The following is a 23,183-nucleotide window of genomic DNA, read 5'->3' as shown; positions in this document are numbered from 1 at the left end:
CCGCTAACTCTCTCCCGAGGTGTGCAATGGCACTCGACACGTGGCTGGCCTTTTTCCTGGCAAGTTGGATCATCTCCCTGTCCCCTGGCGCCGGCGCCATCGCTTCGATGTCCAGCGGCCTGCAATACGGTTTCCTGCGCGGTTACTGGAACGCCATTGGCCTGCAACTGGGTCTGGCAATGCAGATTGCCGTGGTGGCGGGCGGTTTGGGTGCCATTCTGGCGGCGTCGTCGACCGCGTTCTATGCGATCAAATGGTTTGGTGTGGCGTACCTTGTGTACCTGGCCGTCAAGCAATGGCGCGCCTTGCCCATGGACATGGCCGATGACGCGGCGATACGCCCGCTCGGCAAGCCGATGGCGATGATGTTCCGGGGTTTCCTGGTCAACGCCAGCAACCCCAAGGCCCTGGTGTTCATGCTCGCGGTGCTGCCGCAGTTCGTGAATCCGCAGGCGCCGCTGCTGGTGCAGTACCTGATCATCGGTGCGACGATGATCAGCGTCGATATGGTCGTGATGGCGGGGTATACGGGGTTGGCGTCGAAAGTCCTGCGCCTGTTACGCACGCCCAAGCAGCAGAAGCGCGTGAACCGTACGTTTGCCGGGTTGTTCGTGGGGGCTGCGGGTTTCCTGGCCAGCTTGCATCGCGCAACGGCGTAAACCTCGGTACCTCTGAAGAAACCGAATTAAAAGTGTGGGAGGGGGCTTGCCCCCGATGGCAGTGTCTCAGCTACAGCTAAGCTGACTGACACCCTGCTATCGGGAGCAAGCCCCCTCCCACATTGGTTATGTGTTTCCAAAGGATTACCCTTCAGCGCAGGATCTTCGGCGCTTCATCCCTTGGCAGGTTATTACGCAACGCCGGCTGGCCAGGCTCTTGATAGCTGCCGCCCAACTGTTCCGCCAGTTGCCGTGCCACATCCTCACCCAGCGCCTTCGACACCTCCTTCACCACGCGCGGCCGATTCAGGCTCACGCGTATGTCGCGGCTGTTCACCAGCTTGGTGTCCTGGCCTTCGCCCATGGCGGTAAACGCCGAGGTGATTTCGTAGGTGCGGGTGTTGATCAGGCTGAAATCCGCCACCAGCGTCAGACCCAGCACCGCCGAGTAGCTGTTGGTGTGGTCCAGGGCGTTGATGTCCTGGGTGAAGTCGATGTCTGACAGCGTGCCGAACAGCACGTAGTCCGCGCCCTTGAAGTTACCGGCCTTGATGCGCTTGATCACGTCATAGACGTCACCTTTGGCATCGGCGGTGTAGGGCGTGCCCTGCACCAGCTGGAACTGGCGGGACTTGAGGATTTCGCCCTTGATATCACCGCTGAATTTACGCAGCTCGGTCTGTTCGATGTAGCTGCTACGGCTCTCGTACTCGCTGTAGTTCGATGCACCGCTGGCGTTGTAGCTGCTTGCCTGGAAGTTGTTGCTGGCCGAAACCTGGTGGATGTACTCCTCGACCCGCGCCTGGTAGGCCAGGTCAGTCACCGCGATTTTGGGCGCGGCCGAGGCGCCAAAGGCGCACAGCAGGCCGATCAAACCAATCCATGCACGCATCGCTTAGCGCTCCGTGGTCTTGCGGATTTCTTTTTCGTCCATCCATTCAGCCAGGCCGCTCTCGACGTCGATCAGCTGCAGGCTGAACTTGTAGAACACGTCCTTGTAGTCCGAACTGCGCTTGACGATGGAGCTGATGGAGCCTTCCAGGCGGTACTTGGCGGCGACCATGTTGCCGGTTTTGCTGACGGTGGACTTCTTGTACAAGCCGCTCTGGTTCTGCAGCTTGAGCTGGTCGACCTGGCTCTGCATGTCGGTGTTGTCACTGGCGAAGCGTGCGGTGCCGGTCTTCATCAGTTGGGTCTTGATCGACGTGGTGATCTCACGGGTGTCGATGTACTCGCTGGTCTTGTTCTTTACGTCATACACTTGCACCACCGGGCGGCCTTGCAGGATGCCGGACTGGGCCAGGGAGCGGGTCATGCTTTCGGCAATCATCTGCAGGTCGGTGGAGCCGAACTCGTTGGTCACTAGTTCCACGGCCTTGGTGTCGCCGTAGCTGATATTTTTACCGCCCAGTACCGGGGAGGTGTTCGCGCAACCGCTGGCCAGGACGGCAACCACGGCGAGAATCGAGAAACGTACAAACATGGGGAAATCTCTCAACAGCAAAAAGAATGAACGGCTCAAGGGGTTTTGACTTCAAGGCGGAAGTCCGCGGCCTGGGGCACATTGGCAATGGCGGGCAGGAAGGTCGCCTGGTTGGCGTACAGGTTCAGCACCTTCCAGGCCTCTTCATCGCCTACGGGGAAACCATCGGCGCCCAGCCAGGCGAAGCGGTAATACATCATCTGGTTACTGCTGGTGATGTTGCTCAGTTGCACCTTGGCGGTAAGGAAACCGTTCTCGCGGGCCACACGAATGGCGCCGACCGCGATGCCCTTGAACTTGCCCATCACCACGATTTTGCTCGCAGCACTGCCAGGTTCCGGTGGTGGCGGGGTGGCGCAGCCGGCAAGCAGGACCAGCGCCAGGGCGCCGAGGATGAAGTGACGCATAGCGTGCTCCTTAAGGTTGTTTGAGGGTGGCAATGGCCTGGAGCGGATTGTTCGGCACCACATGGGCGGCCAGGCCGCCGGCGAACACCTGGTTGCCGACCACGCGCAGCGTGATCACCTGGTAGCGCTGATCAGCCGTGATCGTCACCCGCGTGCCGCCCAGGGCGTTGGGCAGGCTGACCTGGTGCTCGCCGCGCTTGAGGCGCAGGCGGGTCACTTGGGTCATGTCCGGCAAGGTGCGCCAGGTGCGGGTGTCGGCGCCTTCGGTCACGGCCGAGGCGATACCCAGTACCAGGCCTGCCATGGGGTTGGTCTTGTTCAGGTTGTTCTGCGCCACTCCACGGGTTACCGCACGCACGGTGGTGCGCAGAATGATCCCTGGCATGTCGTCCCGCAGGGCACGGCGGGACATGGCCGTGGTGCTGTTGAGCGCCGTGAGGTTCTGTTGCTGGCCATCGACACCGATCTGGGCGAAGGTCGCCGTGGAGGTGTCGGCCTTGATCACCGGGAACGACAGCGGGGTGATCACCAGGTTGCCGTTGATCGGGATGGGCAGCGGCAGGCGGATCGAGTCGCGGGCGGGTGCGAGGCCGCTCTGCACCACGATCAGCACGTCGGTTTCATCGGCGCCGACCTTGGATTTGTCCAGGTCGAGCAACGCTTTTTCCAGCAGTGGCGTGTTAGGACGCAGCTCGACGGCCTTGCGATAACCGGGGGCGGCCAGGTCTTTTTCGCCCAGGGCTTCGTAGACGAAGCCGGCCAGGTAATGGCTGAACGCACTTTGGTAGCTGTTCTTCAGGCCGACCACTTCCGGCGCGTCGAGGGCTTGCACCGGGTAGCCGTGCAGGTCCTTGAGCTGGGTGGTCACGCCCTGGCGCTCGGCGTCGTCTTCGCGCTTGAGGTATTCCTTGTCGCGCAGGTCGGCGATCACCGCTTCGCGTTCGTGGGTCTTCTTGATTTCGGTGCGTGCACCGTCGAAGTCGTTCAAGGCCAGCAGGTTCAGGGCCATCTGCGTGGTCAGCATGACTTTTTCGTAGTCATAGCCTTCGTAGCGACGCACCTTGTCGTTGGCCAGGAAGCTGCCGAACTGGGACAGGTACTTTGCGCCGTCGAACTTGACCGACTCTTCCCACTTGTAGACTTGCAGGTCGGCGCTGTGCCAGGCGGTCTGGCTGCCGGTCAGGTCGCCCTTGGCCCGCAGCAACTCGCCCTTTTCGAAGAAATACAGCAGGTCTTTGTCTTCGCCGGTGTTGTTCTTTTCCAGCAGGGTCAGGGCGGCGTCGACATTGCCGGTGGCCAGTTGCTGGTTGGTAGCTTGCAGCTCTGAGTCGTAGCTGCGGAACATTGAACAGCCGGAGAGCAAGGTGACTGCCGCGAGCGTGAGCGGAGTTAAGGCGCGAAAAGCCATGTGACTTCTTCCCTGAAAGTAGCCGACCGATGTGGTAATTCCTCATAAAAACGAGGAACGAAATTCCCTTTCGCACTAACAGGGCGCGGCATTATAAGCACCGTTACTGGCAAAACAATGGCTTTTTGCTGCGATTGGTCGGCATAGATGCCACTACCGCGCGGCTGAAATTCCCCTCCCGCTCAAACGACAAATCACTAACGCCTTGAGTCAAACCCTTTAAGGCTTAACAATGTGTTACTTCGTATTTCCACTTGAGATTCATTCATGACTGGCCCCTTCCGTTTTCTCGCCTGGCTGCTGTTGCCGGCGTTGATGTCGTGCAGCTTCAACCTGTTGGCCGCGACGGCCGAGGGCGCCCCACAGGCCCTGCATTTGCTGGACTACATTGGCGCTGACTACCCGCCGACGGTGCAGGCGGGCAAGGTGGTGGATGATTCGGAATACCGTGAGCAGGTGGAGTTTCTCGGGGTATTGCAGGGGTTGGTGGCGGATTTGCCGCAAAGGCCCGAGCGTGCGGAGCTGGTGAAGGGCGTCAATGAACTGCTGGCCGCTGTCACCGCTCACGCAGATGGCGTGACCGTTGCTCGCCAGGCCCGCCAGTTGGGGGCCAAGCTGGCAGTCGCGTATGAAGTCAGCCAAGCCCCGGCCATCACGCCCGACCCGACGCGCGGCGCACCGCTCTACGCCCAGCACTGCTCGGTGTGCCACGGTACTGCCGGTGCTGGCGATGGCCCGGCCGGCGTGGGGATGACGCCGCCACCGGCCAACTTGACGGATGCAGCACGCCTGGACCGCCTGAGCCTCTACGCGATCTACAACACCCTGGGCCTGGGTGTCGAAGGCACCGACATGCCGTCTTTCGCCGACCAACTGGACGACCGCCAGCGCTGGGACCTGGCCACCTACATCGCCGGTTTCACCGCCGACCCGGCCGCAGCGAAAAGCGAACAACCCTTCAATCTCGCCGACCTGGCCCGTCAGACACCTGATGAAGTGCTGGCCGCAAGCGGCGCGGCGGCTGCCACGACCTTCCGCGCCCAGCGTGCGCAACCGCCGCAGGTCAAGCGTGGCCCGGCGCAGTTGCTCGATTACACCGCCACCACTCTGGACAAAAGCCTCGCGGCGTTCCGCAACGGTGACCACGACCAAGCCTATGACTTGTCGGTAGCGGCCTACCTCGAAGGCTTCGAGTTGGTGGAAAGCTCTCTGGATAACGTCGACGCCAATGTGCGTAAGGACACCGAGAAGGCCCTGATGGCTTACCGGCAGTCGTTACAGGACGGCCTGCCGATCGAACAGGTGCAGCAGCGCCTGGACGTGGCCAAGGGCAAGCTCGCCGAATCCGCAGGCTTGCTGGGCAGCGATGGCTTGAGCTGGTCGTTGAGCTACATCTCCGGTCTGCTGATCCTGCTGCGTGAAGGCCTGGAAGCGATCCTGGTGCTGGCGGCGATCCTCGCCTTCCTGCGCAACACCGGCCAGCAATCGGCGGTGCGCAGCGTCAACGTCGGCTGGGGCCTGGCACTATTGGCCGGCTTGGCCACCTGGGCACTGGCGGCGTATGTGATCGACGTCAGCGGCGCCCAGCGCGAATTGCTCGAAGGCTGCACGGCGCTGTTCGCCAGTGTAATGGTGCTGTGGCTTGGCGTATGGATGCACGACCGCCGCCATGCCGCGGCATGGCAGGACTACATCAAGAGCAGCCTGGTGGGCGGCGGTGGGCGTTTCGGTTTTGCGATATTGGCGTTCTTCTCGGTCTACCGCGAGCTGTTCGAAGTGATCCTGTTCTACGAAACCCTGTGGCTGCAAGCGGGCCCGGCCGGGCACAACGCGGTGCTGGCGGGTGGTGCCACGGCGTTGGTGCTGCTGGTGGGCCTGGCCTGGGTGATCCTGCGCGGTTCGGCGAAACTGCCGCTGGCGCTGTTTTTCGGCATCAATGCGGGGCTGCTGTGCGCGTTGTCGGTGGTGTTCGCCGGGCATGGCGTCAAGGCGTTGCAGGAAGCCGGCATCTTTGGCACGCGGCCGGTGGCGTTCTTTGACTTCGACTGGCTGGGCATCCATGCCGATGCGTACTCGTTGAGTGCCCAGGCCGTGGCGATCCTGGCCATTGTGGTGCTCTACGGCCGCAGCCGGCTGGCAGAGAAACAGCGAGTGGCGGCATAACATGCGCGTATGGATCGATGCGGACGCCTGCCCTAGGGCCGCCAAGGACCAAGTGGTGAAGTTCGCCCTCAAGCGCCAGTTCGAGGTCGTCCTGGTGGCCGGCCAAAGCCAGATCAAGCCGAGCTTCTCGTGTGTGAAGTTGATCGTGGTGCCCAGCGGCCCGGACGCAGCAGATGACTACCTGGTGGAGCACGCAGTGCCCGGCGAACTGGTGATCTGCAGCGATGTGCCCCTGGCCGACCGCCTGGTGAAGAATGGCGTCACCGCCCTCGACCCACGGGGCAAGGAGTTCAGCCCGGCGAACATGAGCGAACGGTTGGCGGTGCGCAACCTGTTTACCGACCTGCGTGAGCAGGGCCAGATGGGCGGTGGGCCACCGCCCCATGGGGAGAAGGACAAGCAGGCGTTTGCCAACTCACTTGACCGCATCCTGACCAAATTGATGCGCCAGGTCTGACCTTGTGGCGAGGGTACTCGCTACACCAGGCCGGCTTACTACCGTTAAGTTTACGGCTCCCTCATCAATCGTTCTCGTGGGTCAGCTCCAGCACCCGATCCACCAGCTTGTTGATGCCTGACGCCACCTCGCTGATGTTCTTGCCCAGCATATAGGCCGGCGTGCTTACCAACTTGCGTGCTTTGTCCTCGACAATGTCTTCCACTGTGCATTCGTGGTGGGTGGCGCCCATTTTGTCGAGGGCGGCGGCGGTGTCGGCATCGTTGCCGATGGTGCAGGTCACTCCCGGGCCGTAGATCTTCGCGGCCAGAGCCGGCGAAATGCAGATCAGCCCCACCGGCTTGCCGGCTTCTGCAAAGGCTTCAGCCAGCGCCAGTACCTGCGGGTTGACGCTGCAAGCGGCGCCCTCCAGGGCAAAGTCCGACAGGTTCTTCGCCGCACCAAACCCGCCGGGTACGATCAACGCATCGAAGTCTGCGGCACTCGCCTCGGCAATGTCCTGCACGGCACCTCGGGCAATGCGCGCCGATTCCACCAGCACATTGCGCGACTCGGGCATTTCCTCGCCCGTCAGGTGGTTGATCACGTGCAACTGCGCAATATTCGGTGCAAAACATTGGACCTGAGCGCCGCGCTGATCCAGGCGCAGCAAGGTGATCACGCTTTCGTGGATCTCTGCGCCGTCGTACACGCCACAGCCGGAAAGGATCACTGCAATCTTTTTGCTCATGGGCATTTCTCCTGGGGTCTTGGCGTTAAATGTCTACTAATTTGTAACCTGTTGCCAATGGGATCTCGCACCGCTGCACCTAATCTTGATGTAACAAAAATAGACCGGACCAGACCATGGACTTCGTGCCTTACGCGGTACCGTTTTTCATTGCCTTGATCGTAGTGGAGTTGCTCGCCGACCGTTGGCGTGGCCAGCGCAACTACCGGGTAGCGGACGCCATCAACAGCCTCAGCACCGGCGTACTGTCCACCACCACCGGGCTGTTGACCAAGGGTGTGGGGCTGCTGACCTACGCGTTCGCCCTCAAGCACCTGGCGCTGATCGAGCTGTCTGCCCAGAGTGTCTGGACCTGGGTGTTCGCCTTTGTGTTCTACGACTTCTGTTACTACTGGCTCCACCGGATGGGGCACGAACGCAATATCCTCTGGGCCGCGCACTCTGTGCATCACCAGAGCGAGGACTACAACCTCAGCACCGCCCTGCGCCAGACCAGCACCGGCTTCCTGCTGAGCTGGATTTTCTACCTGCCCCTTGCCGTGCTTGGCGTGCCGCTGGTGGTGTTTATCAGTGTGGCGTCCCTTAACCTGCTGTATCAATTCTGGGTGCATACCCGGCACGTGCCCAAGCTTGGCTGGTTCGAGTGGTTTTTCGTCACGCCATCCAATCATCGGGCCCACCATGCACAGAACGCTCTCTACATGGATCGCAACTACGGCGGGGTGTTCATTCTTTGGGACAGGCTGTTCGGCACTTTCCAGGAAGAAGACGACAACGAGCCGGTGATTTTCGGCGTGACCACGCCCTTGGCCAGCTGGAATCCGTTGTGGGCCAACCTGCAGTTTTATGCACAGCTTTGGCGTGATGCACGGCGTACCGAAAGTAAGTGGGACAAGCTGCGCATCTGGTTCATGCGCACCGGTTGGCGCCCGGCGGACGTAAAGGCCAAGTACCCGTTGGCCAAGCCGGATTTGAGTCAGTTCCGCAAATTCGAAGTGCCGCTGGACGCGCGCCAACAGGTCTACATCGCCCTGCAGTTCGCGGCGTATGTGGGTTTTGGCAGCTATTTGATGAATGTCGGCGAGGGTCTGCCCACCGCAGCGCTGATTGTCGGCTGGAGTGCGATGGCGCTTGGATTGTTTACCCTAGGCGTGGCCCTGGAGAATCGCCCATGTGCGTTAAAGGCCGAACTGATGCGCCTGGCGCTGAATGTGCCGCTGGTGTGGCTGGCGCCGCTGGTCGGACTGTGGCCGGCGAGCAACCTGGGTTGGTTGGGCCTGGTGAGCTACAGCCTGCTCAGCGTGATTGGCCTCTACTGTTGCAGAGGCCGGCTTACTCGACTGGTGTCTTAGGCGCTTCTACCGGAGCGGGCTCGGCGGCGGCGAGCCGCGCCTTGGCATCGGCACAGGCCTGGCGGGCGATACGGGCGTTCTTGAAACGGCGGCGCAGCCACAGGCCAAAGCCCAGCAGCAGCAAGGCGCCCAGTACCCACAGCTCGTATTTCTTGACGCTGCCCAGCATGCCTTCCAGCACGGCACCGAAGTGATAAGCCGCAGCACCCAAGGCCGCAGCCCAGATTGCAGCACCAATACCGTTGAGGATCAGGTAGCGCACTGGCGGGTAGCCTGACAGGCCGATCGCGACGGGCATTACCGTGCGTAATCCGTAGACAAAGCGGAAGCTCAGCACCCAGATATCCGGGTGCTTGCGGATATGTTCCAGGGCTTTGTCGCCCATCAATTGCCAGCGCGGCTTGCGCGCCAACAGTTTGCGGCCGTGCTTGCGGCCCATGTAATACCAAAGCTGGTCGCCGGCGTAGCTGCCGAAGAAGGCAACGACCACCACCAGGTTGATATCCATGTACCCACGGAACGCCAGGAAGCCTGCGAGAACCAGGATGGTTTCGCCTTCGAAGAACGTGCCTAGGAAGAGGGCAAAGTAGCCGAAGTCATGCAGAAATTGTTGAAGCATGGTCTGGGTGCTGGCGAAATGAACGCGCAGCCTACGCCTTCGTGAACATTCATGAAAGTATCGAGATGTGTCACGAAGTGAACAATTCCTACATTAAGCGACGAATGCGACTACAGGTCGCATCGTTAAGCACAACTGTCATACCTTCGTCATAATGCCCGCTTATAACTGCAACGCTCGCCCGTGAACCCGGGCTCAGGAGTCTGTCGTGAGTTTTACCCCTGCCAATCGCCTGTTCCCTGCTACCCGCCTGCGCCGTAATCGCCGTGATGATTTTTCTCGTCGCCTGGTTCGTGAAAACGTACTGACGACGAATGATCTGATCTTGCCGGTGTTTGTGCTCGACGGTGAAAATCGCCGGGAAGCGGTGGCGTCGATGCCGGGTGTAGAGCGTCTGACCATTGATCTGCTGCTTGAAGAGGCGGCGGGCTGGGTCGAACTGGGGATTCCGGCGTTGGCGTTGTTTCCGGTCACGCCGCCTGAACTCAAGTCCCTGGACGCTGCCGAAGCCTGGAACCCGGACGGTATTGCCCAGCGCGCCACCCGCGCGCTGCGCGAGCGTTTCCCTGAGCTGGGGGTGATCACTGACGTGGCGTTGGACCCATTCACCACTCACGGGCAGGATGGCATTCTTGACCAAGAAGGCTATGTTCAGAACGACATTACCGTCGATGCGTTGGTCAAACAGGCTTTGTCCCACGCGGCTGCAGGCGCCCAGGTGGTTGCGCCGTCGGACATGATGGACGGGCGCATCCAGGCGATTCGCGAAGCCCTGGAACTGGCCGGCCACGTCAATGTACGGATCATGGCCTATTCGGCCAAGTACGCCAGCGCCTACTACGGCCCGTTCCGCGATGCGGTGGGTTCGGCGCTGAACCTGGGCAAGGCCAACAAGGCCTCGTACCAGATGGACCCCGCCAACAGCCATGAAGCGCTGCACGAAGTGGCCGCCGACCTGGCCGAAGGCGCCGACATGGTGATGGTCAAGCCCGGGATGCCGTACCTGGACATCCTTTACCGGGTCAAAGAGGAATTCAAGGTGCCGACCTTTGTGTATCAGGTCAGTGGCGAATACGCCATGCACATGGCTGCAATACAAAATGGCTGGTTGAGTGAAGGGGTAATCCTTGAATCCTTGACGGCCTTTAAACGTGCCGGGGCGGATGGCATCCTGACCTATTTCGCCGTCCGCGCCGCCCAATTGCTTAGAGAGCAACAATAGCCCTCACAGGAACATTCGATGAATACCGAAGGACTCTCCGAAGTTGCCGTAAAAGACGCTCACCCGGTGGTGGAACAAGTCACCGAGACCCCGCCGGAGCACGAGCCGGTCGCGCCTGTGGTGGTAGCCGAAGCGCCAGCCCCTGCCCCGGTGGCCGCCGTAGTGACCAACCTGGATGACAGCAGCCTGTACATCCACCGCGAGCTGTCCCAACTGCAATTCAACATCCGCGTGCTCGAGCAGGCGCTGGATGAGTCCTACCCGTTGCTGGAACGCCTGAAGTTCCTGCTGATTTTCTCCAGCAACCTGGACGAGTTCTTCGAGATCCGTGTCGCCGGCCTCAAGAAACAGATCACCTTTGCCCGTGAACAAGCCGGCGCGGACGGCCTGCAGCCGCACCAGGCCCTGGCGCGCATCAGCGAGCTGGTGCATGGCCATGTGGACCGCCAATACGCGATTCTCAACGACATCCTGCTGCCGGAACTGGAAAAACATCAGGTCCGCTTCATTCGTCGTCGTCACTGGACCACCAAGATCAAAACCTGGGTGCGCCGTTACTTCCGTGACGAGATTTCACCGATCATCACCCCAATCGGCCTCGACCCGACGCACCCGTTCCCGTTGCTGGTGAACAAGAGCCTCAACTTTATCGTCGAGCTGGAAGGGATCGATGCCTTCGGTCGCGATTCGGGCCTGGCGATCATCCCGGCGCCGCGCTTGCTGCCACGGATCATTAAGGTACCGGAAGAGGTGGGGGGCGCTGGCGATAACTATGTATTCCTGTCGTCGATGATCCATGCCCACGCCGATGACCTGTTCCAAGGCATGAAGGTCAAGGGCTGCTACCAGTTCCGCCTGACCCGTAACGCCGACCTGGCGCTGGATTCCGAAGACGTCGAAGACTTGGCCCGTGCCCTGCGCGGCGAGCTGTTCTCGCGGCGCTACGGCGACGCGGTGCGCCTGGAAGTGGCGGATACCTGCCCCAAACATCTGTCGGACTACCTGCTCAAGCAGTTCAACCTCGCCGAGTCCGAGCTGTACCAGGTCAACGGTCCGGTGAACCTCACGCGGCTGTTCAGCATTACTGGCCTGGACAGTCATCCGGAACTGCAATACACCCCGTTCACCCCGCAGATCCCGAAACTGCTGCAAAACAGCGAGAACATCTTCAGCGTGGTGAGCAAGCAGGACATCCTGCTGCTGCACCCGTTCGAGTCCTTCACCCCGGTGGTCGACCTGCTGCGCCAGGCCGCCAAGGACCCACACGTGTTGGCTGTACGCCAGACGCTGTACCGCAGCGGCGCCAACTCGGAAATCGTCGACGCGTTGGTAGACGCCGCGCGCAACGGCAAGGAAGTCACCGCGGTGATCGAGTTGCGGGCACGCTTTGATGAAGAGTCCAACCTGCAACTGGCCAGCCGCCTGCAAGCGGCCGGTGCGGTCGTGATCTACGGCGTGGTGGGCTTCAAGACCCACGCCAAGATGATGCTGATCCTGCGCCGCGAAGCCGGTGAGATCGTGCGTTACGCCCACCTGGGTACCGGCAACTACCACGCCGGCAACGCCAAGCTCTATACCGACTACAGCCTGCTGACTTCCGACGACGCCTTGTGTGAGGACGTCGGCAAGTTGTTCAGCCAATTGATCGGCATGGGCAAGACATTGCGCATGAAGAAGCTGCTGCACGCGCCGTTCACCCTGAAGAAGGGCATGCTCGACATGATTGCCCGCGAGACCCAGTTCGCCCTCGAGGGCAAACCGGCGCACATCATCGCCAAGTTCAACTCGCTGACCGATCCGAAGATCATCCGCGCGCTGTACAAAGCCAGCCAATCCGGCGTGCGTATCGACCTGGTGGTGCGCGGCATGTGCTGCCTGCGTCCGGGCATTGTCGGCGTGTCGCATAACATCCATGTGCGCTCGATCATCGGCCGCTTCCTGGAACACACGCGGGTGTTCTACTTCCTCAACGGCGGCGAAGAGCAGATGTTCCTCTCCAGTGCCGACTGGATGGAGCGCAACCTCGACAAGCGTGTGGAGACCTGCTTCCCGGTCGAGGGCAAGAAGCTGATCATGCGGGTCAAGAAGGAGCTGGAAAGCTACCTCACCGACAACACCCATAGCTGGAGCCTGCAGTCGGATGGCCGTTACGTGCGTAACACGCCGACCGGCAACCAGAACCCGCGCAGTGCCCAGGCGACGTTGCTGGAGAAGTTGGGCAGCCCGATTCTCACGGTGAACTAAACACCGACGCGGTCTGAAAATGTGGGAGGGGGCTTGCTCCCGATGAAGGAGTGTCAGTCAACAGATTCATTGACTGGTCCACCGCCATCGGGGGCAAGCCCCCTCCCACATGTGTTTTTGCAGTGTTCTTTAGATCGGCTCAGCGCAGGTTCAGGCTGAACCCCACCCGTGTCAGCCACTCCGCTTCCTGGGCGAAGTCAGCCTGGGTCAGTTGGTTCTCATCCAGCCAGCCTTTCGGGAACACCACATCCAGGCTGTCGCCATTGGCGCGCAGGCTCACCTGGGGCATTTCCTGGGTGCCGCGAATGTGGTGGAACAGGATCGCGAAGCGCAGCAGGACGCACAGGCGGATCAGCTTGATGCCTTCATCACCGAACTCGGCAAACTTGTCCTTGGGAATATTGCGACGATGGCCGCGCACCAGCAGTGCGAGCATCTGCTGGTCTTCCCGGGAGAAACCCGCCAGGTCGGAGTGCTCGATCAGGTAGGCGCCGTGTTTGTGGTAATGGTAGTGGGCGATGTCCAGGCCCACTTCATGCACCTTGGCGGCCCAGCCCAGCAGTTCGCGCCACACGCCGTCTTCCAGGTCCCAGTCCTCGGCGACCTGATCGAAGGCATGCAGGGCTTTACGCTCCACGCGGGCTGCCTGCTCCAGATCGACGTGATAACGCTCCATCAGCGAGCTGAGGGTGCGCTCACGTACGTCCTCGTGGTGATGACGGCCCAGCAGGTCGTAGAGCACGCCTTCGCGCAGGGCGCCGTCACAGTGGTCCATGCGTTGCAGTTCGAGGGCGTCGAAGATCGCCTCGAGAATCGCCAGGCCGGCCGGGAAGATGGTGCGACGGTCGGGCTTGATGCCGTCGAAGTCGATTTTCTCTGCATCGCCCAGCTTGAACAGCTTGCGCTTGAGCCACGCGAGGCCCTCGGCGTTGACCTCGCCGGTGCCATGGCCGCCGGCCTTGAGCGCCAGGCCGATGGCACGGATGGTGCCGGACGAGCCGATGGCTTCATCCCAGGTCAGGCGGTGCAGGGCGTGTTCGATGCTCATGATCTCCAGCCGCGCCGCCGTGTAGGCCTGGGCGTAGCGTGCCGGGGTGATCTTGCCGTCCTTGAAGTAGCGCTGGGTATAGCTGACACAGCCCATCTGCAGGCTTTCACGCAGCAGCGGTTCGAAGCGCTGGCCGATGATGAACTCGGTACTGCCCCCGCCGATGTCCGCCACCAGGCGCTTGCCGGGGGTGTCGGCGAGGGTATGCGACACGCCGAGGTAGATAAGGCGTGCTTCTTCACGGCCGGAAATGACTTCCACCGGGTGCCCGAGGATCTCCTCGGCACGGCGGATGAATTCGCCACGGTTGCGGGCTTCGCGCAGGGCGTTGGTGCCGACGATTCGCACGGCGCCCAGGGGCATGCCGTTGATCAATTGGGCAAAACGCTTGAGGCAATCGAGCCCGCGCTGCATGGATTCTTCATTGAGCTGGCGTTCGTCGTCGATTCCGGCAGCCAGCTGCACTTTCTCTCCGAGCCGCTCAAGGATGCGGATTTCGCCGTTCTGGGCCTTGGCCACGACCATGTGAAAGCTGTTGGAGCCCAGGTCGATGGCGGCGATCAGGGACAGATTCTTGGCTTGGGATTGCGGCATGGTTAGGGGGTCTCGGTCGATAACCTTACCATCGTGCCACGATCGACCGCTGACGCCAACGCGTAGTGCACCGTGAATTTCTCTGCGCTCGTCTGTAGGGGATTTTTGTGGAAAGTGTAGGGTGTCTTTCCATGTTTCTGTTGACGCATACGCGTAGTTCTGTAGGGGAGTTTAACTTCGGATTTTTATAAGGCGAAATATGATTTAGCCTACAACTTTGGAGGCGGTGCGCTATTGGTTTTTATGTTCAGGACTACTGTCTTGGTGGGTTGGACCGACAGTTTGTTTTTATCGCTCCCACAATAAACACGGTATTGCCTTATTCTTTATTCGGGCCTTGAGGCGACAGACTGTCATTCGGCAATCGTGCCGTGGCGCTATTTATTTATGGCTTGTGTCTTCAAGGCAAAAATAAGTACGCCTGATAACTTTAAGTGACAGGTCGACTATGAAAAAAATTGTTGGATTGACTCTCGGTATTGCTTGGCTGGCCGCCGCCCTCAACGTCCATGCATCCACCAGTGCCGAGCTGATCGTCAGGGGGACGATCAAACCAGCCGCCTGCAACCTCAGCATGACCGGTGGTGGCATCATCAACTACGGCGACATTCCCTCTGCCCAACTGCTGCCAACGGCGTTCAATCCATTGGCGGAAAGAACCGCCCCGTTGACCGTCACTTGCGGCACCACGCCTGCTACGTTCGGACTGAAATTCGTCGACCTGCAGGCGGCCAGCAAGGTCCCGGGCATCCTCAATGTGCTCGGCTCAGGCTATACCGAGGTGCACAATTATGGCCTGGGTACTGCGAACGGCCGGCGAACCGGCGGCTTTGCGGTCACCCTCAGGGACCTCAGGTCGTCGAGTACAGTACTGTCGCCCATCATGCGTGTCGGTAACGGTGCCTGGCAGAACAGCGACGGCAAGGTCGCCCAATCGCCCACTCAGTATTCATGGCGCAGTGGCACAACCATCACCCCGGCCTCAATCGCTCAGTTGACCGGAACTATCGCGGTGCGGGCGGTGATCAACAGGGGGCAGGATCTGGACCTGAGTCGTGACATTACCCTGGATGGGCGCGCGACACTTGAGTTGAGTTACATCTAAGCGATCAAACTGCAGCCGATAAAGAAGCCGCGTGCTTCTTGTCGGCTGTTTTTATGTGGTCGTCTGGATAAACAAACAACTTCAAGGTCGTGGGGAGTACTGAGTGTTTAGTCTTTCATTAATAAATAATGCACGGTTGTTTTGTGCGGGCGCGTGTCTGTGTTTTACCGGTATTGCATTAGCCGACGGTATGTTGCCGGAAACTACGGTGGTTGTGCTTTATGAAGCCCAGGGCGAAGCCACGCTCAACATCAAGAATACCGACGCGGTGCCAGCGCTGCTTCACTCGGTCGTGGAAAATGTGCCCGAGGATATGGAGTCGCTGTTGATTGTGACGCCACCCATTACCCGCGTGGAGGCGGGGGAAACTCAATTGGTGCGTTTCATCAGCACCTTGAAGGAGCCACTGAAGACCCAGCGGTTGAAACGTGTGTCTTTCGAAGGCATCCCCCAGGCGCGCGCCGCAGGCGGTGCGACTATCGGCATCACGCTGCGACAGAATTTGCCGTTGATCCTTCACCCGAAAGATCTGCCGGTTCATCACACGCCCTGGGAACTGCTGAAGTGGGCGCGCGCAGGGGCGGGGCTGACGGTTCACAACGACAGTGCCTATGTAGTGCGCCTGATTCCGGAGGTGCGGCTGCTGCCACAAGGAGCCTTGGCAACCTTGCCGCGCACTTACGTGTTGCCGGGGGAAACGCTGACGCTGAAGGTGGAGGGCGCGTTGGAAGGGGTAACAGGCGTCGAGATCCAGCCGGCCACGCTCTACGGCTTTTCGGCGGACAGCTTCCGGGCTCCGATCAATGCCGACAGGGGTTAATCGACCCATGGCCAACCTGCCGAATAACAAACGAGTGGCTTCTTTGTGGCCGTGTCGGCCCACTCTGCTGATGGGGGTTGCGACACTATGGGGCTTGCCTGGCCTGGCCCCCGCAGTGGAACTGGGGGAGGGTTTCGACCTGGCTGCACTGACTACCCACGGCATTGATCCGAAGGTCTCCGACTACTTTCGCAGTGCGGCGCGCTTTCGCGAAGGTGTTCATGTGGTGGGGTTGCGGGTCAATGGCAACCCGCTCGGGTTGGTCGATGCCCGGTTCGACTCGCAAGGGCAGCTGTGTTTCACCCCGGGGCTGCTCGATAAAGCCGGATTGGTGAAGCCCGAAGGCATTATCCGCAAGGGCGCTACTGCAGACCTGGCCTGCCACGACTTCCTGGGTGCTTTCCCGGCCACGATGGTGCGGCTGCGCCCAGGCAATGACGAAGTGGCGCTGGTAGTGCCGACCGGATCACTGCGTGAACCGCAGTGGGAGGCTGGCCAGTTTGCCCGGGGCGGGGCGGCGGCGTTGTTCAACTATGACGTGCAGGGATTCGACAGTTATTCGAACAATGGAAGCAATCGTTTTGTTTCGGCCTATACCGAGGCGGGTTTCAACCTGGGCGATTGGATTGTCCGCAGCCGCCAATTTTATGTGTCCGACAATGGAGTGACACGCAACGAGCATCTTTATGCTTATGCGCAGCGGGATATTACCGCGTTGCAATCGACCTTTCAGGTAGGTCAGCTCTCCAGCAACAACCCGCTGTTTGGCGGTGTTCAGCTGTCCGGTGTGCAGTTTTCCCCTGATGGTCAGTCGCGCACGCCGGCGGGCAGTAACAATGCTGTGGTGGAGGGGCTGGCGCAGAGCCAGTCGCGGATTGAAGTACGTCAATCGGGAGTGTTGATCCACAGCACACTGGTGCCCGAGGGACCGTTCCGGCTGACGGGCTTGCCATTGCTCAACGGCACCAGCGACTTGGCGGTCAGCGTCATCGATGTGCGAGGTGCCAAGCGCAGCTTCGTGGTACCTGCGGCCTCATTTGCCGGGAGCGCCCCGGCGGAGCCTGGCTACTATCTCTCCTTGGGCAAGGTGCGTAGAAATGCGCATGAGGAAGGCCCGACTCCGGTCGTTGCCATGGGCAGCGGCACCTGGGGCTTGGGGCGAGACTCCTCTGCGGGCTTCGGCTTGTTGGGCTCCGATGAGTATGGGGCGGCAGGAGGCACCTTGAGCAGCGTGTTTTTCCAGCGGGTTTCTGTTGGCGCACGTCACAACGTTTCCCGGGACAGCCGTAATACGGTGTTCGGATCACGCAGCAGCGTGTCCGCGAGCAGCCCGGTGAGCGCCAACATCGATCTTAACCTCAGTGTCACTACGCAAAGCCATGGCTATCGCGAGGTCCTTGAAGCGGGCCGATCGGCCAGGACCGACGAGCTGGATGCGCGCTTCAAGCGTCAGTACACGGCGGGTGTGAGCTGGGTCGACAACACGCTGGGTGCATTTTCCGTGGGGTATACCCGCAGTTCCCAGTTTGATGGGCAGTCGGCCGACCATGTGTTTGCGGCATGGAACAAGTCGTTCCGCTATGCGGACGTCGCATTGGTCGCTGACTCTCAGGTAGGCGGTACTTCGGCACGCCGCGATGCCCTGAGTGAGGGCCGTCGGCGCGATACGGTCGAGGACAGTGATCTGTCCGTGCGGCTGCAGGTCAGCGTACCCCTGGGCAGCGACCGGCGGGTGAACAGCTATGTCAGCAAGCGTGGCAATCAGTCCCGAGCCGGTACGGCGCTCAGTGAGCGGGTCAATGAGTATGTGAATTACGAGGTCGGTGTCGAACGCGACCTCAGCGCCCGGGAGCAATCGATACGCGGCCAGGTGGACCTGATGCCACGCTACACCCGCGTGGGCCTGGGGGTCAGTCGCGACCCATCGGGCACCAGTTACACGGGGCAGCTGCAAGGTGGCGTGGTGGCTCACGCGGGCGGCGTGACCTTCTCGCCGTATGCCATCCAGGACACCTTTGGCATCGCATCGGTAGGGGATATCGGCTCTGCCAAACTCGACACGCCCTACGGTCCGGTGTGGACCGACTTCAGCGGGCAGGCCGTGATCCCAGGCTTGCCCGCCTACACGAACAGCCGCATCGAAGTGCAGACCCAGTCCTTGCCCAAGCGCGTTGACCTGAAGAACGGCACCCGGGTGCTTGCCCCTGGGCGAGGGGCCGTCAATACCGTCGCATTCGATGTGGTGACAGTGCGTCGTGTGTTAGTCACGGCCACTGATCAACAAGGGCGAACACTGCCTCAGGGTGCTTCGGTGTTCGACAAAAACAATCGCTTCCTGACCAGTGTGGTGGGTGACGGCATGATCTTTCTGAACGACTTCAATGACTCGCAACACCTGCGCGTTGCATTGCCGGACTCCTCCTCTTGCCTGCTCAACCTTGCTCCCGAGACCAAGGCCGACCATGACAAGTTTTATGAGACAACATCGGCGGTGTGCCATGGTCGTTAAGCTGAAAATCGCGGGTTTTTTCGCAGTGCTCTGCACGCTGTCGATGGCCGGTGGAGTTCGCGCCGAAAACTGCCAGCTGTCCGTCAGCCAGCCGTATATAGACTATGGCGTCATTCGCAGGGAGGCGCTTGTCGAGAGCCGTTCAATCGCGCTGGGTACGCGCAGGGTGCACCTGAACGTACTGTGCGCAGAGCCGGCAGCTATCGCATTGCGATTTACCGGCGTGGCCGACGGGCAAGGTTATCGGTTTGGGCGTCATGGGCGGTTCAGCCTGACTCTCAAGCACGCCCAGGTGGATGGGCGTGCCGTCGAATGGGCGCAGGCCCACCTTCCGGGTAAGGCCTTCGACGGGCAGTTATTGCCGGGCCAGGTCCTGGTCGCTCGGGCGGCGGGAAAGCGATTGACTGCCCAGGTTGAAGTCGACACCGACCTGCCCGCCAACGCCCTGCAAGTCAGCAATCAAGTGGTGCTGGAGGGGCGCGGCAGTTTCGAACTGGTCAGTCCGGCTGTTCCACTGAGCCGATGAAGTTGGCGAACTCGGGGGTTTGCGGGTTGGCGAACAGTACCTTGGGATCGCCGACTTCGTGCACCTTGCCTTGGTGCATGAACACCAGCTTGTCGCCGACTTCCCGGGCGAATCGCATTTCGTGGGTGACCATGATCAGGGTCATGCCGTCCTTGGCCAGTTGGCGCACCACGCTGAGCACTTCATTGACCAGCTCCGGGTCCAGGGCCGAGGTGATTTCATCGCACAGCAGCACCTTGGGCGACATGGCCAGGGCGCGGGCGATGGCAACCCGCTGTTGCTGGCCGCCGGACAGGCGATCGGGGAAAGCGTCGAATTTCTCGCCCAGCCCCACGCGCTCCAGCATCTGCCTGGCCAGTTGAGCCGCTTTGGCCTTGGGCACTTTTTGCACGACCTGTGGTGCAAGCATGACGTTTTCACCCACCGTCAGGTGCGGGAACAGGTTGAACTGTTGGAACACCATGCCGACTTTCTGCCGCAGGCTGCGCAGATCGGCCCGGGCCGCGTCGAGGTATTCACCATCGACTTCGATCACGCCGTCGTTGATCGACTCCAGGCCATTGAGGGTGCGCAGCAAGGTGGACTTGCCCGAGCCGCTGCGGCCGATGATTGCCACCACCTGGCCTTCTTCAACGGTCAGGTCGATGCCCTTGAGGACGTGGTGATCGCCGTAATACTTATGCAGAGCGGAAATTCTAAGCAGAGGCATGCAGTCTCCTTTCCAGGTAGCGCGCACTGAGGGACAAGGGGTAGCAGAGCAGGAAGTAACCGAGGGCCACCAAGCCGTAGACCATAAAGGGCTCGAAGGTGGCGTTGGCGAGCATGCCGCCGGTCTTGGTCAGTTCGGTAAAACCAATGATTGAAGTGACAGCGGTGCCTTTGACCACTTGCACCGAGAACCCAACGGTGGGCGCCACTGCAATGCGCAGGGCTTGGGGCAGGATCACGTAGCGCAGTTGTTCAAGCGGATTCAACGCCAGGCTGGCCGATGCTTCCCACTGGCCGTGGGCGATGGAGTCGACGCAGCCGCGCCAGATTTCGGCGAGGTAGGCGCTGGTAAACAGCGTCAAGGCGATCGCGGCCGCCAGCCAGGGCGAAATATCCACGCCGAGCAGGGCAATGCCGAAAAAAACCAGGAACAGCTGCATCAACAACGGTGTGCCCTGGAACAGTTCGATATAGGTGCGCGCAACATTGCGCGCGAATGCCTTGCGGCTGATGCGCAGGGTCATCACCAGCAAGCCGATCAGGCCGCCGCCGATAAACGCCACGAGCGACAGCAACAGCGTCCACTGCAGGCCCGTAAGCAGGTTGCGCACGATGTCCCAGAAGGAAAAATCACTCATCGGCTGTTCCTCATCACAAAGCGGCGGCCGATCCAGTTGAGCAACTGGCGAATCATCAACGCCATGCACAGGTACACCAGGGTGGTCAGGGCATAGGTTTCGAACGCGCGGAAATTGCGCGACTGGATAAAGTTGGCGGCAAAGCTCAGCTCCTCGGTGGCGATCTGCGAACACACCGCCGAACCGAGCATCACGATGATGATCTGGCTGCTCAGGGCCGGCCACACCTTGCCCAGCGCCGGCAGCAGCACCACATGGCGAAACGCTTCGAAGCGCGTCATCGCCAGCGCGGCGGCGGCTTCCAGTTGCCCACGTGGGATGGCCTGGATACCGGCGCGGATGATCTCCGTGGAGTAGGCTCCCAGGTTGATCACCATCGCCAATACGGCTGCTTGCCACTCGGTAATTTTCAATCCCAGGGAGGGCAGGCCGAAGAAGATGAAGAACAACTGCACCAGGAACGGCGTGTTGCGGATCAACTCGACATACACACCGAAGAACCAGGCAAATGGCTGGATCTTCCACGCCCGCACCACGGCGCCGACAGTGCCCAGGGCGACGCCCAGGATTGTGCCGATGGCAGTCAGCTCAAGGGTGAACAGCGCGCCGCGCAACAGCAGGTCCGTATTGGCCAGCACCGGCACAAAGTCGAATTGATAGGCCATCAATCAGCTCCGCTTCAGAGATCAGCAGGCAATGGTTCTTTGAGCCACTGCATCGCGTTCTTTTCCAGGCTGCCGTCAGCTTTGGCCGCGACCAGGATCTGGTTGACCTTCTCCAGAAGCGCCGGCTCGTTCTTGTTCACGCCCACGTACACCGGCGAGTCCTTGAGCTTCACTTTCAACGCTGGCACGCGTTTCGGGTTGCGTTCGCTGATTGCCACCATCACCACGTTGCCGCTGGCGATCAGGTCGACCTGGCCGGCCAGGTAGGCGGCGATGGTGGAGTTGTTGTCTTCGAAGCGCTTGATGGTGGCTTCCTTAGGCGCTACAGCGGTCAGCTCGATGTCTTCGATGGCGCCACGGGTCACGCTGATGGTCTTGCCCTTGAGGTCGTCGGTGCTGCTGATGGCGGCATCAGGCGGGCCGAACACGGCCAGATAGAACGGTGCGTAGGCCTTGGAGAAGTCGATGACCTTTTCGCGCTCGGGGTTCTTGCCCAGGCTGGAGATCACCAGGTCGACCTTGCCGGTGGTGAGGAACGGGATGCGGTTGGTGCTGTTGACCGGGGTCAGCTCCAGCTTGACCTTAAGTTGGTCGGCCAGCAGCTTGGCGGTGTCGATGTCCAGACCACGGGGCTTCATGTCGGGGCCGACCGAGCCGAACGGCGGGAAGTCCTGGGGCACGGCGACCTTGAGGGTGCCACGGGCGACGATATCGTCCAGACCGTTGGCCTGGGCGGGTGCCTGGCTCAGCATCAGGCTGGCAAACAGGGCAGTGAGCAGGGCGCTGAAGCGCTTGGTCATGGCAACTCTCCGAGAAGGGCGAAGGAATTTTCTGGATTTGCTCAGTGCATAGCCCATGCCAGTACTGCTCGGATTGTCTGTGAGGCTCGAGTTTGTTGAGGTTCAGTGGTCTTACTGGTCTGAACAGTGCTGCGCGTTTTCGCACCCTTTTCGAGCGTCGGTAAAACTCCGCGAGCCCCTTTGGGGCGTGGCTTGCCGCGGCCCCCGAATAGCTTTACAACTAGCCGCTCTGTTGACGCAAACCTTGAGTTTTTTATGAATTCCATCGCCCAAGCCGTACCGGAGGCGGCCCTGCAGGCCATCCGCAAACTGATCAAGGAGCAAGGCTTCGGGCCGGGCGATGCACTGCCGTCCCAGCGCGACCTGGCGGTGCAGTTGGGCGTCAGCCGGGCGTCGCTGCGCGAAGCGCTGTCGTCCTTGAGCGCTTTGGGGGTGGTCAGTGTGCAGCCGGGCAAAGGTGTGTTCGTGCAGGCGGTGGAGGACGCACCGGGCTTTGCCTGGCCTTTTGCCGCCCAGGCCACGCCGCTCGAAATCTTTCAGTTGCGTTACGCACTGGAAGGGTTTGCGGCGGGTTTGGCGGCTATGACGCTGACGATCGATGCGCTGGACAGCCTGGAAGACAACGTCGAAGCGATGCGCAAGGTGCTCAAGGCCGGTGACTTCGAAGCGGCTGCGCGGCTGGACTTCGAGTTCCACCAGCGCATCCTGTTGGCCAGTGGTAACCGGGCGATGGTGAGCATCCTGAGTGCCAGTGCCGAGGTGTTTCTGGAAAGTCAGAAACTACCGTTCATCCGACCGGAGCGGGCCATGGAAACCTGGCAGGAGCATCGCAAAATCCTGCGCGCCCTGGCCCGGCGGGCCAGCGCATCGGCGCAGAAAACCATGCAGGAGCATGTACGCAATGCGGCGTTGCGCACGGGTATTGCCTTCGTGACTCCCGTTGCGCCCTGAGTGGGGCTATACCCAAACTCATGCGCCATCATAGGAAGACTCAATCAGAGGCGGCTTCCTGAACGGGGGAAGGGC

Annotated in this window: 22 protein-coding genes; 11 read left to right on the top strand and 11 right to left on the bottom strand. The window is 60.8% G+C overall.

The annotated features are described in order from the left end of the window. The first annotated feature begins 26 nt into the window (after positions 1-26). The gene (locus ACHPFG_RS30550; protein WP_131697605.1) at positions 27-659 is read left to right on the top strand and encodes a LysE family transporter; all 633 of its coding nucleotides are present in this window, start codon (positions 27-29) and stop codon (positions 657-659) included. 151 nt (positions 660-810) lie between these two features. On the opposite strand, the gene ACHPFG_RS30545 is transcribed toward ACHPFG_RS30550, so the two are convergent. Genes ACHPFG_RS30545 through ACHPFG_RS30530 form a run of 4 tightly spaced genes read right to left on the bottom strand, consistent with a single transcriptional unit; the run spans position 811 to position 3,957 of the window. After that, positions 811-1,551: a penicillin-binding protein activator LpoB gene (locus ACHPFG_RS30545; protein ID WP_431701257.1), complete on the bottom strand. Its 741-nt coding sequence runs from the start codon at positions 1,549-1,551 to the stop codon at positions 811-813. Between the two features lie 3 nt (positions 1,552-1,554). After that, complete coding sequence (lpoB, locus tag ACHPFG_RS30540) at positions 1,555-2,142, bottom strand: penicillin-binding protein activator LpoB (protein WP_131697603.1); 588 nt, start codon at positions 2,140-2,142, stop codon at positions 1,555-1,557. Between the two features lie 35 nt (positions 2,143-2,177). Then, positions 2,178-2,549 (bottom strand): YcfL family protein, encoded by a 372-nt coding sequence (locus ACHPFG_RS30535; protein WP_131697602.1) that lies wholly within the window; start codon positions 2,547-2,549, stop codon positions 2,178-2,180. Between the two features lie 10 nt (positions 2,550-2,559). Continuing rightward, entirely contained in the window at positions 2,560-3,957 is a 1,398-nt protein-coding gene (locus tag ACHPFG_RS30530) for a COG3014 family protein (protein WP_431701256.1), read from the bottom strand. A 267-nt stretch (positions 3,958-4,224) separates the two neighbouring features. On the opposite strand from ACHPFG_RS30530, the gene ACHPFG_RS30525 reads away from it, so the two are divergent. Together ACHPFG_RS30525 and ACHPFG_RS30520 are read left to right on the top strand one after the other, a co-directional pair. Continuing rightward, entirely contained in the window at positions 4,225-6,120 is a 1,896-nt protein-coding gene (locus tag ACHPFG_RS30525) for an FTR1 family protein (protein WP_431701255.1), read from the top strand. A 1-nt stretch (position 6,121) separates the two neighbouring features. After that, positions 6,122-6,577: a YaiI/YqxD family protein gene (locus tag ACHPFG_RS30520; protein WP_431701254.1), complete on the top strand. Its 456-nt coding sequence runs from the start codon at positions 6,122-6,124 to the stop codon at positions 6,575-6,577. A 64-nt stretch (positions 6,578-6,641) separates the two neighbouring features. Here ACHPFG_RS30520 and elbB read toward each other — a convergent pair whose 3' ends face one another. Then, positions 6,642-7,307 (bottom strand): isoprenoid biosynthesis glyoxalase ElbB, encoded by a 666-nt coding sequence (elbB, locus tag ACHPFG_RS30515; RefSeq protein ID WP_184745179.1) that lies wholly within the window; start codon positions 7,305-7,307, stop codon positions 6,642-6,644. Between the two features lie 116 nt (positions 7,308-7,423). Here elbB and ACHPFG_RS30510 point away from each other — a divergent pair, with 116 nt between their 5' ends. Further along, the gene (locus tag ACHPFG_RS30510) at positions 7,424-8,659 is read left to right on the top strand and encodes a sterol desaturase family protein (RefSeq protein ID WP_431701253.1); all 1,236 of its coding nucleotides are present in this window, start codon (positions 7,424-7,426) and stop codon (positions 8,657-8,659) included. Here the strand turns inward: ACHPFG_RS30510 and ACHPFG_RS30505 are convergent. Then, a complete protein-coding gene (locus ACHPFG_RS30505; protein WP_131697596.1) occupies positions 8,640-9,278 on the bottom strand; it encodes a DedA family protein in 639 nt (212 codons plus the stop codon). The genes ACHPFG_RS30510 and ACHPFG_RS30505 overlap by 20 nt on opposite strands. 208 nt (positions 9,279-9,486) lie before the next feature. On the opposite strand from ACHPFG_RS30505, the gene hemB reads away from it, so the two are divergent. Together hemB and ppk1 are read left to right on the top strand one after the other, a co-directional pair. Next, complete coding sequence (hemB, locus tag ACHPFG_RS30500; RefSeq protein WP_431701252.1) at positions 9,487-10,500, top strand: porphobilinogen synthase; 1,014 nt, start codon at positions 9,487-9,489, stop codon at positions 10,498-10,500. 18 nt (positions 10,501-10,518) lie between these two features. Beyond that, complete coding sequence (ppk1, locus tag ACHPFG_RS30495) at positions 10,519-12,744, top strand: polyphosphate kinase 1 (RefSeq protein ID WP_431701251.1); 2,226 nt, start codon at positions 10,519-10,521, stop codon at positions 12,742-12,744. A 139-nt stretch (positions 12,745-12,883) separates the two neighbouring features. Here the strand turns inward: ppk1 and ppx are convergent, their stop codons facing one another. Beyond that, positions 12,884-14,386 carry an exopolyphosphatase gene (ppx, locus tag ACHPFG_RS30490; RefSeq protein ID WP_167656799.1) on the bottom strand — a complete coding sequence of 501 codons (1,503 nt, stop codon included), beginning with the start codon at positions 14,384-14,386 and terminating at the stop codon, positions 12,884-12,886. A gap of 448 nt (positions 14,387-14,834) precedes the next feature. On the opposite strand from ppx, the gene ACHPFG_RS30485 reads away from it, so the two are divergent. The 4 genes from ACHPFG_RS30485 (at position 14,835) to ACHPFG_RS30470 (ending at position 19,346) form a co-directional block, all read left to right on the top strand. Then, entirely contained in the window at positions 14,835-15,491 is a 657-nt protein-coding gene (locus ACHPFG_RS30485) for a DUF1120 domain-containing protein (protein ID WP_431701250.1), read from the top strand. 103 nt (positions 15,492-15,594) lie between these two features. Next, a complete protein-coding gene (locus tag ACHPFG_RS30480; RefSeq protein ID WP_431701249.1) occupies positions 15,595-16,311 on the top strand; it encodes a fimbria/pilus chaperone family protein in 717 nt (238 codons plus the stop codon). 70 nt (positions 16,312-16,381) lie between these two features. Next, positions 16,382-18,820: a fimbria/pilus outer membrane usher protein gene (locus ACHPFG_RS30475; RefSeq protein WP_431701248.1), complete on the top strand. Its 2,439-nt coding sequence runs from the start codon at positions 16,382-16,384 to the stop codon at positions 18,818-18,820. Beyond that, entirely contained in the window at positions 18,810-19,346 is a 537-nt protein-coding gene (locus tag ACHPFG_RS30470; RefSeq protein ID WP_431701247.1) for a hypothetical protein, read from the top strand. The genes ACHPFG_RS30475 and ACHPFG_RS30470 overlap by 11 nt, the downstream gene beginning before the upstream one ends. Here the strand turns inward: ACHPFG_RS30470 and ACHPFG_RS30465 are convergent. From ACHPFG_RS30465 to ACHPFG_RS30450, 4 genes are read right to left on the bottom strand one after another with little or no spacing between them, the layout of a single operon-like run. Beyond that, a complete protein-coding gene (locus tag ACHPFG_RS30465; protein ID WP_065938032.1) occupies positions 19,318-20,055 on the bottom strand; it encodes an amino acid ABC transporter ATP-binding protein in 738 nt (245 codons plus the stop codon). The genes ACHPFG_RS30470 and ACHPFG_RS30465 overlap by 29 nt on opposite strands. Further along, on the bottom strand, positions 20,042-20,692 hold the full coding sequence (locus ACHPFG_RS30460) for an amino acid ABC transporter permease (protein ID WP_115485519.1): 651 nt from the start codon (positions 20,690-20,692) through the stop codon (positions 20,042-20,044). Before ACHPFG_RS30460 ends, ACHPFG_RS30465 begins: the two co-directional genes overlap by 14 nt. Next, a complete protein-coding gene (locus ACHPFG_RS30455; protein ID WP_431701246.1) occupies positions 20,689-21,357 on the bottom strand; it encodes an amino acid ABC transporter permease in 669 nt (222 codons plus the stop codon). The genes ACHPFG_RS30460 and ACHPFG_RS30455 overlap by 4 nt, the downstream gene beginning before the upstream one ends. A 14-nt stretch (positions 21,358-21,371) precedes the next feature. Then, entirely contained in the window at positions 21,372-22,157 is a 786-nt protein-coding gene (locus tag ACHPFG_RS30450; protein WP_131697588.1) for a transporter substrate-binding domain-containing protein, read from the bottom strand. A 255-nt stretch (positions 22,158-22,412) separates the two neighbouring features. On the opposite strand from ACHPFG_RS30450, the gene ACHPFG_RS30445 reads away from it, so the two are divergent. Then, positions 22,413-23,108, top strand: coding sequence for a FadR/GntR family transcriptional regulator (locus ACHPFG_RS30445; protein WP_431701245.1), 696 nt, complete (start codon positions 22,413-22,415; stop codon positions 23,106-23,108). The last annotated feature ends 75 nt before the right edge of the window (positions 23,109-23,183 follow it).

Origin of the sequence: Pseudomonas sp. BR20 (assembly GCF_050780135.1) — a bacterium.
In the GTDB taxonomy this organism is placed as follows: Bacteria; Pseudomonadota; Gammaproteobacteria; order Pseudomonadales; family Pseudomonadaceae; genus Aquipseudomonas.
Note: the sequence above shows the minus strand (reverse complement) of the source record. Positions and strands in the feature narration are given on the sequence as shown.

Coding starts and splice junctions, on each gene's coding strand:
- ACHPFG_RS30475 (WP_431701248.1), top strand. CDS start 16,382: ATGGGGGTTGCGACACTATGGGGCTTGCCTGGCCTGGCCCCCGCAGTG.
- lpoB (WP_131697603.1), bottom strand. CDS start 2,142: ATGTTTGTACGTTTCTCGATTCTCGCCGTGGTTGCCGTCCTGGCCAGC.
- ACHPFG_RS30520 (WP_431701254.1), top strand. CDS start 6,122: ATGCGCGTATGGATCGATGCGGACGCCTGCCCTAGGGCCGCCAAGGAC.
- elbB (WP_184745179.1), bottom strand. CDS start 7,307: ATGAGCAAAAAGATTGCAGTGATCCTTTCCGGCTGTGGCGTGTACGAC.
- ACHPFG_RS30550 (WP_131697605.1), top strand. CDS start 27: ATGGCACTCGACACGTGGCTGGCCTTTTTCCTGGCAAGTTGGATCATC.
- ACHPFG_RS30445 (WP_431701245.1), top strand. CDS start 22,413: ATGAATTCCATCGCCCAAGCCGTACCGGAGGCGGCCCTGCAGGCCATC.
- ACHPFG_RS30545 (WP_431701257.1), bottom strand. CDS start 1,551: ATGCGTGCATGGATTGGTTTGATCGGCCTGCTGTGCGCCTTTGGCGCC.
- ACHPFG_RS30535 (WP_131697602.1), bottom strand. CDS start 2,549: ATGCGTCACTTCATCCTCGGCGCCCTGGCGCTGGTCCTGCTTGCCGGC.
- ACHPFG_RS30510 (WP_431701253.1), top strand. CDS start 7,424: ATGGACTTCGTGCCTTACGCGGTACCGTTTTTCATTGCCTTGATCGTA.
- ACHPFG_RS30450 (WP_131697588.1), bottom strand. CDS start 22,157: ATGACCAAGCGCTTCAGCGCCCTGCTCACTGCCCTGTTTGCCAGCCTG.
- ACHPFG_RS30530 (WP_431701256.1), bottom strand. CDS start 3,957: ATGGCTTTTCGCGCCTTAACTCCGCTCACGCTCGCGGCAGTCACCTTG.
- ACHPFG_RS30470 (WP_431701247.1), top strand. CDS start 18,810: ATGGTCGTTAAGCTGAAAATCGCGGGTTTTTTCGCAGTGCTCTGCACG.
- ACHPFG_RS30505 (WP_131697596.1), bottom strand. CDS start 9,278: ATGCTTCAACAATTTCTGCATGACTTCGGCTACTTTGCCCTCTTCCTA.
- ppk1 (WP_431701251.1), top strand. CDS start 10,519: ATGAATACCGAAGGACTCTCCGAAGTTGCCGTAAAAGACGCTCACCCG.
- ACHPFG_RS30465 (WP_065938032.1), bottom strand. CDS start 20,055: ATGCCTCTGCTTAGAATTTCCGCTCTGCATAAGTATTACGGCGATCAC.
- ACHPFG_RS30455 (WP_431701246.1), bottom strand. CDS start 21,357: ATGGCCTATCAATTCGACTTTGTGCCGGTGCTGGCCAATACGGACCTG.
- ACHPFG_RS30525 (WP_431701255.1), top strand. CDS start 4,225: ATGACTGGCCCCTTCCGTTTTCTCGCCTGGCTGCTGTTGCCGGCGTTG.
- ACHPFG_RS30460 (WP_115485519.1), bottom strand. CDS start 20,692: ATGAGTGATTTTTCCTTCTGGGACATCGTGCGCAACCTGCTTACGGGC.
- ACHPFG_RS30485 (WP_431701250.1), top strand. CDS start 14,835: ATGAAAAAAATTGTTGGATTGACTCTCGGTATTGCTTGGCTGGCCGCC.
- ppx (WP_167656799.1), bottom strand. CDS start 14,386: ATGCCGCAATCCCAAGCCAAGAATCTGTCCCTGATCGCCGCCATCGAC.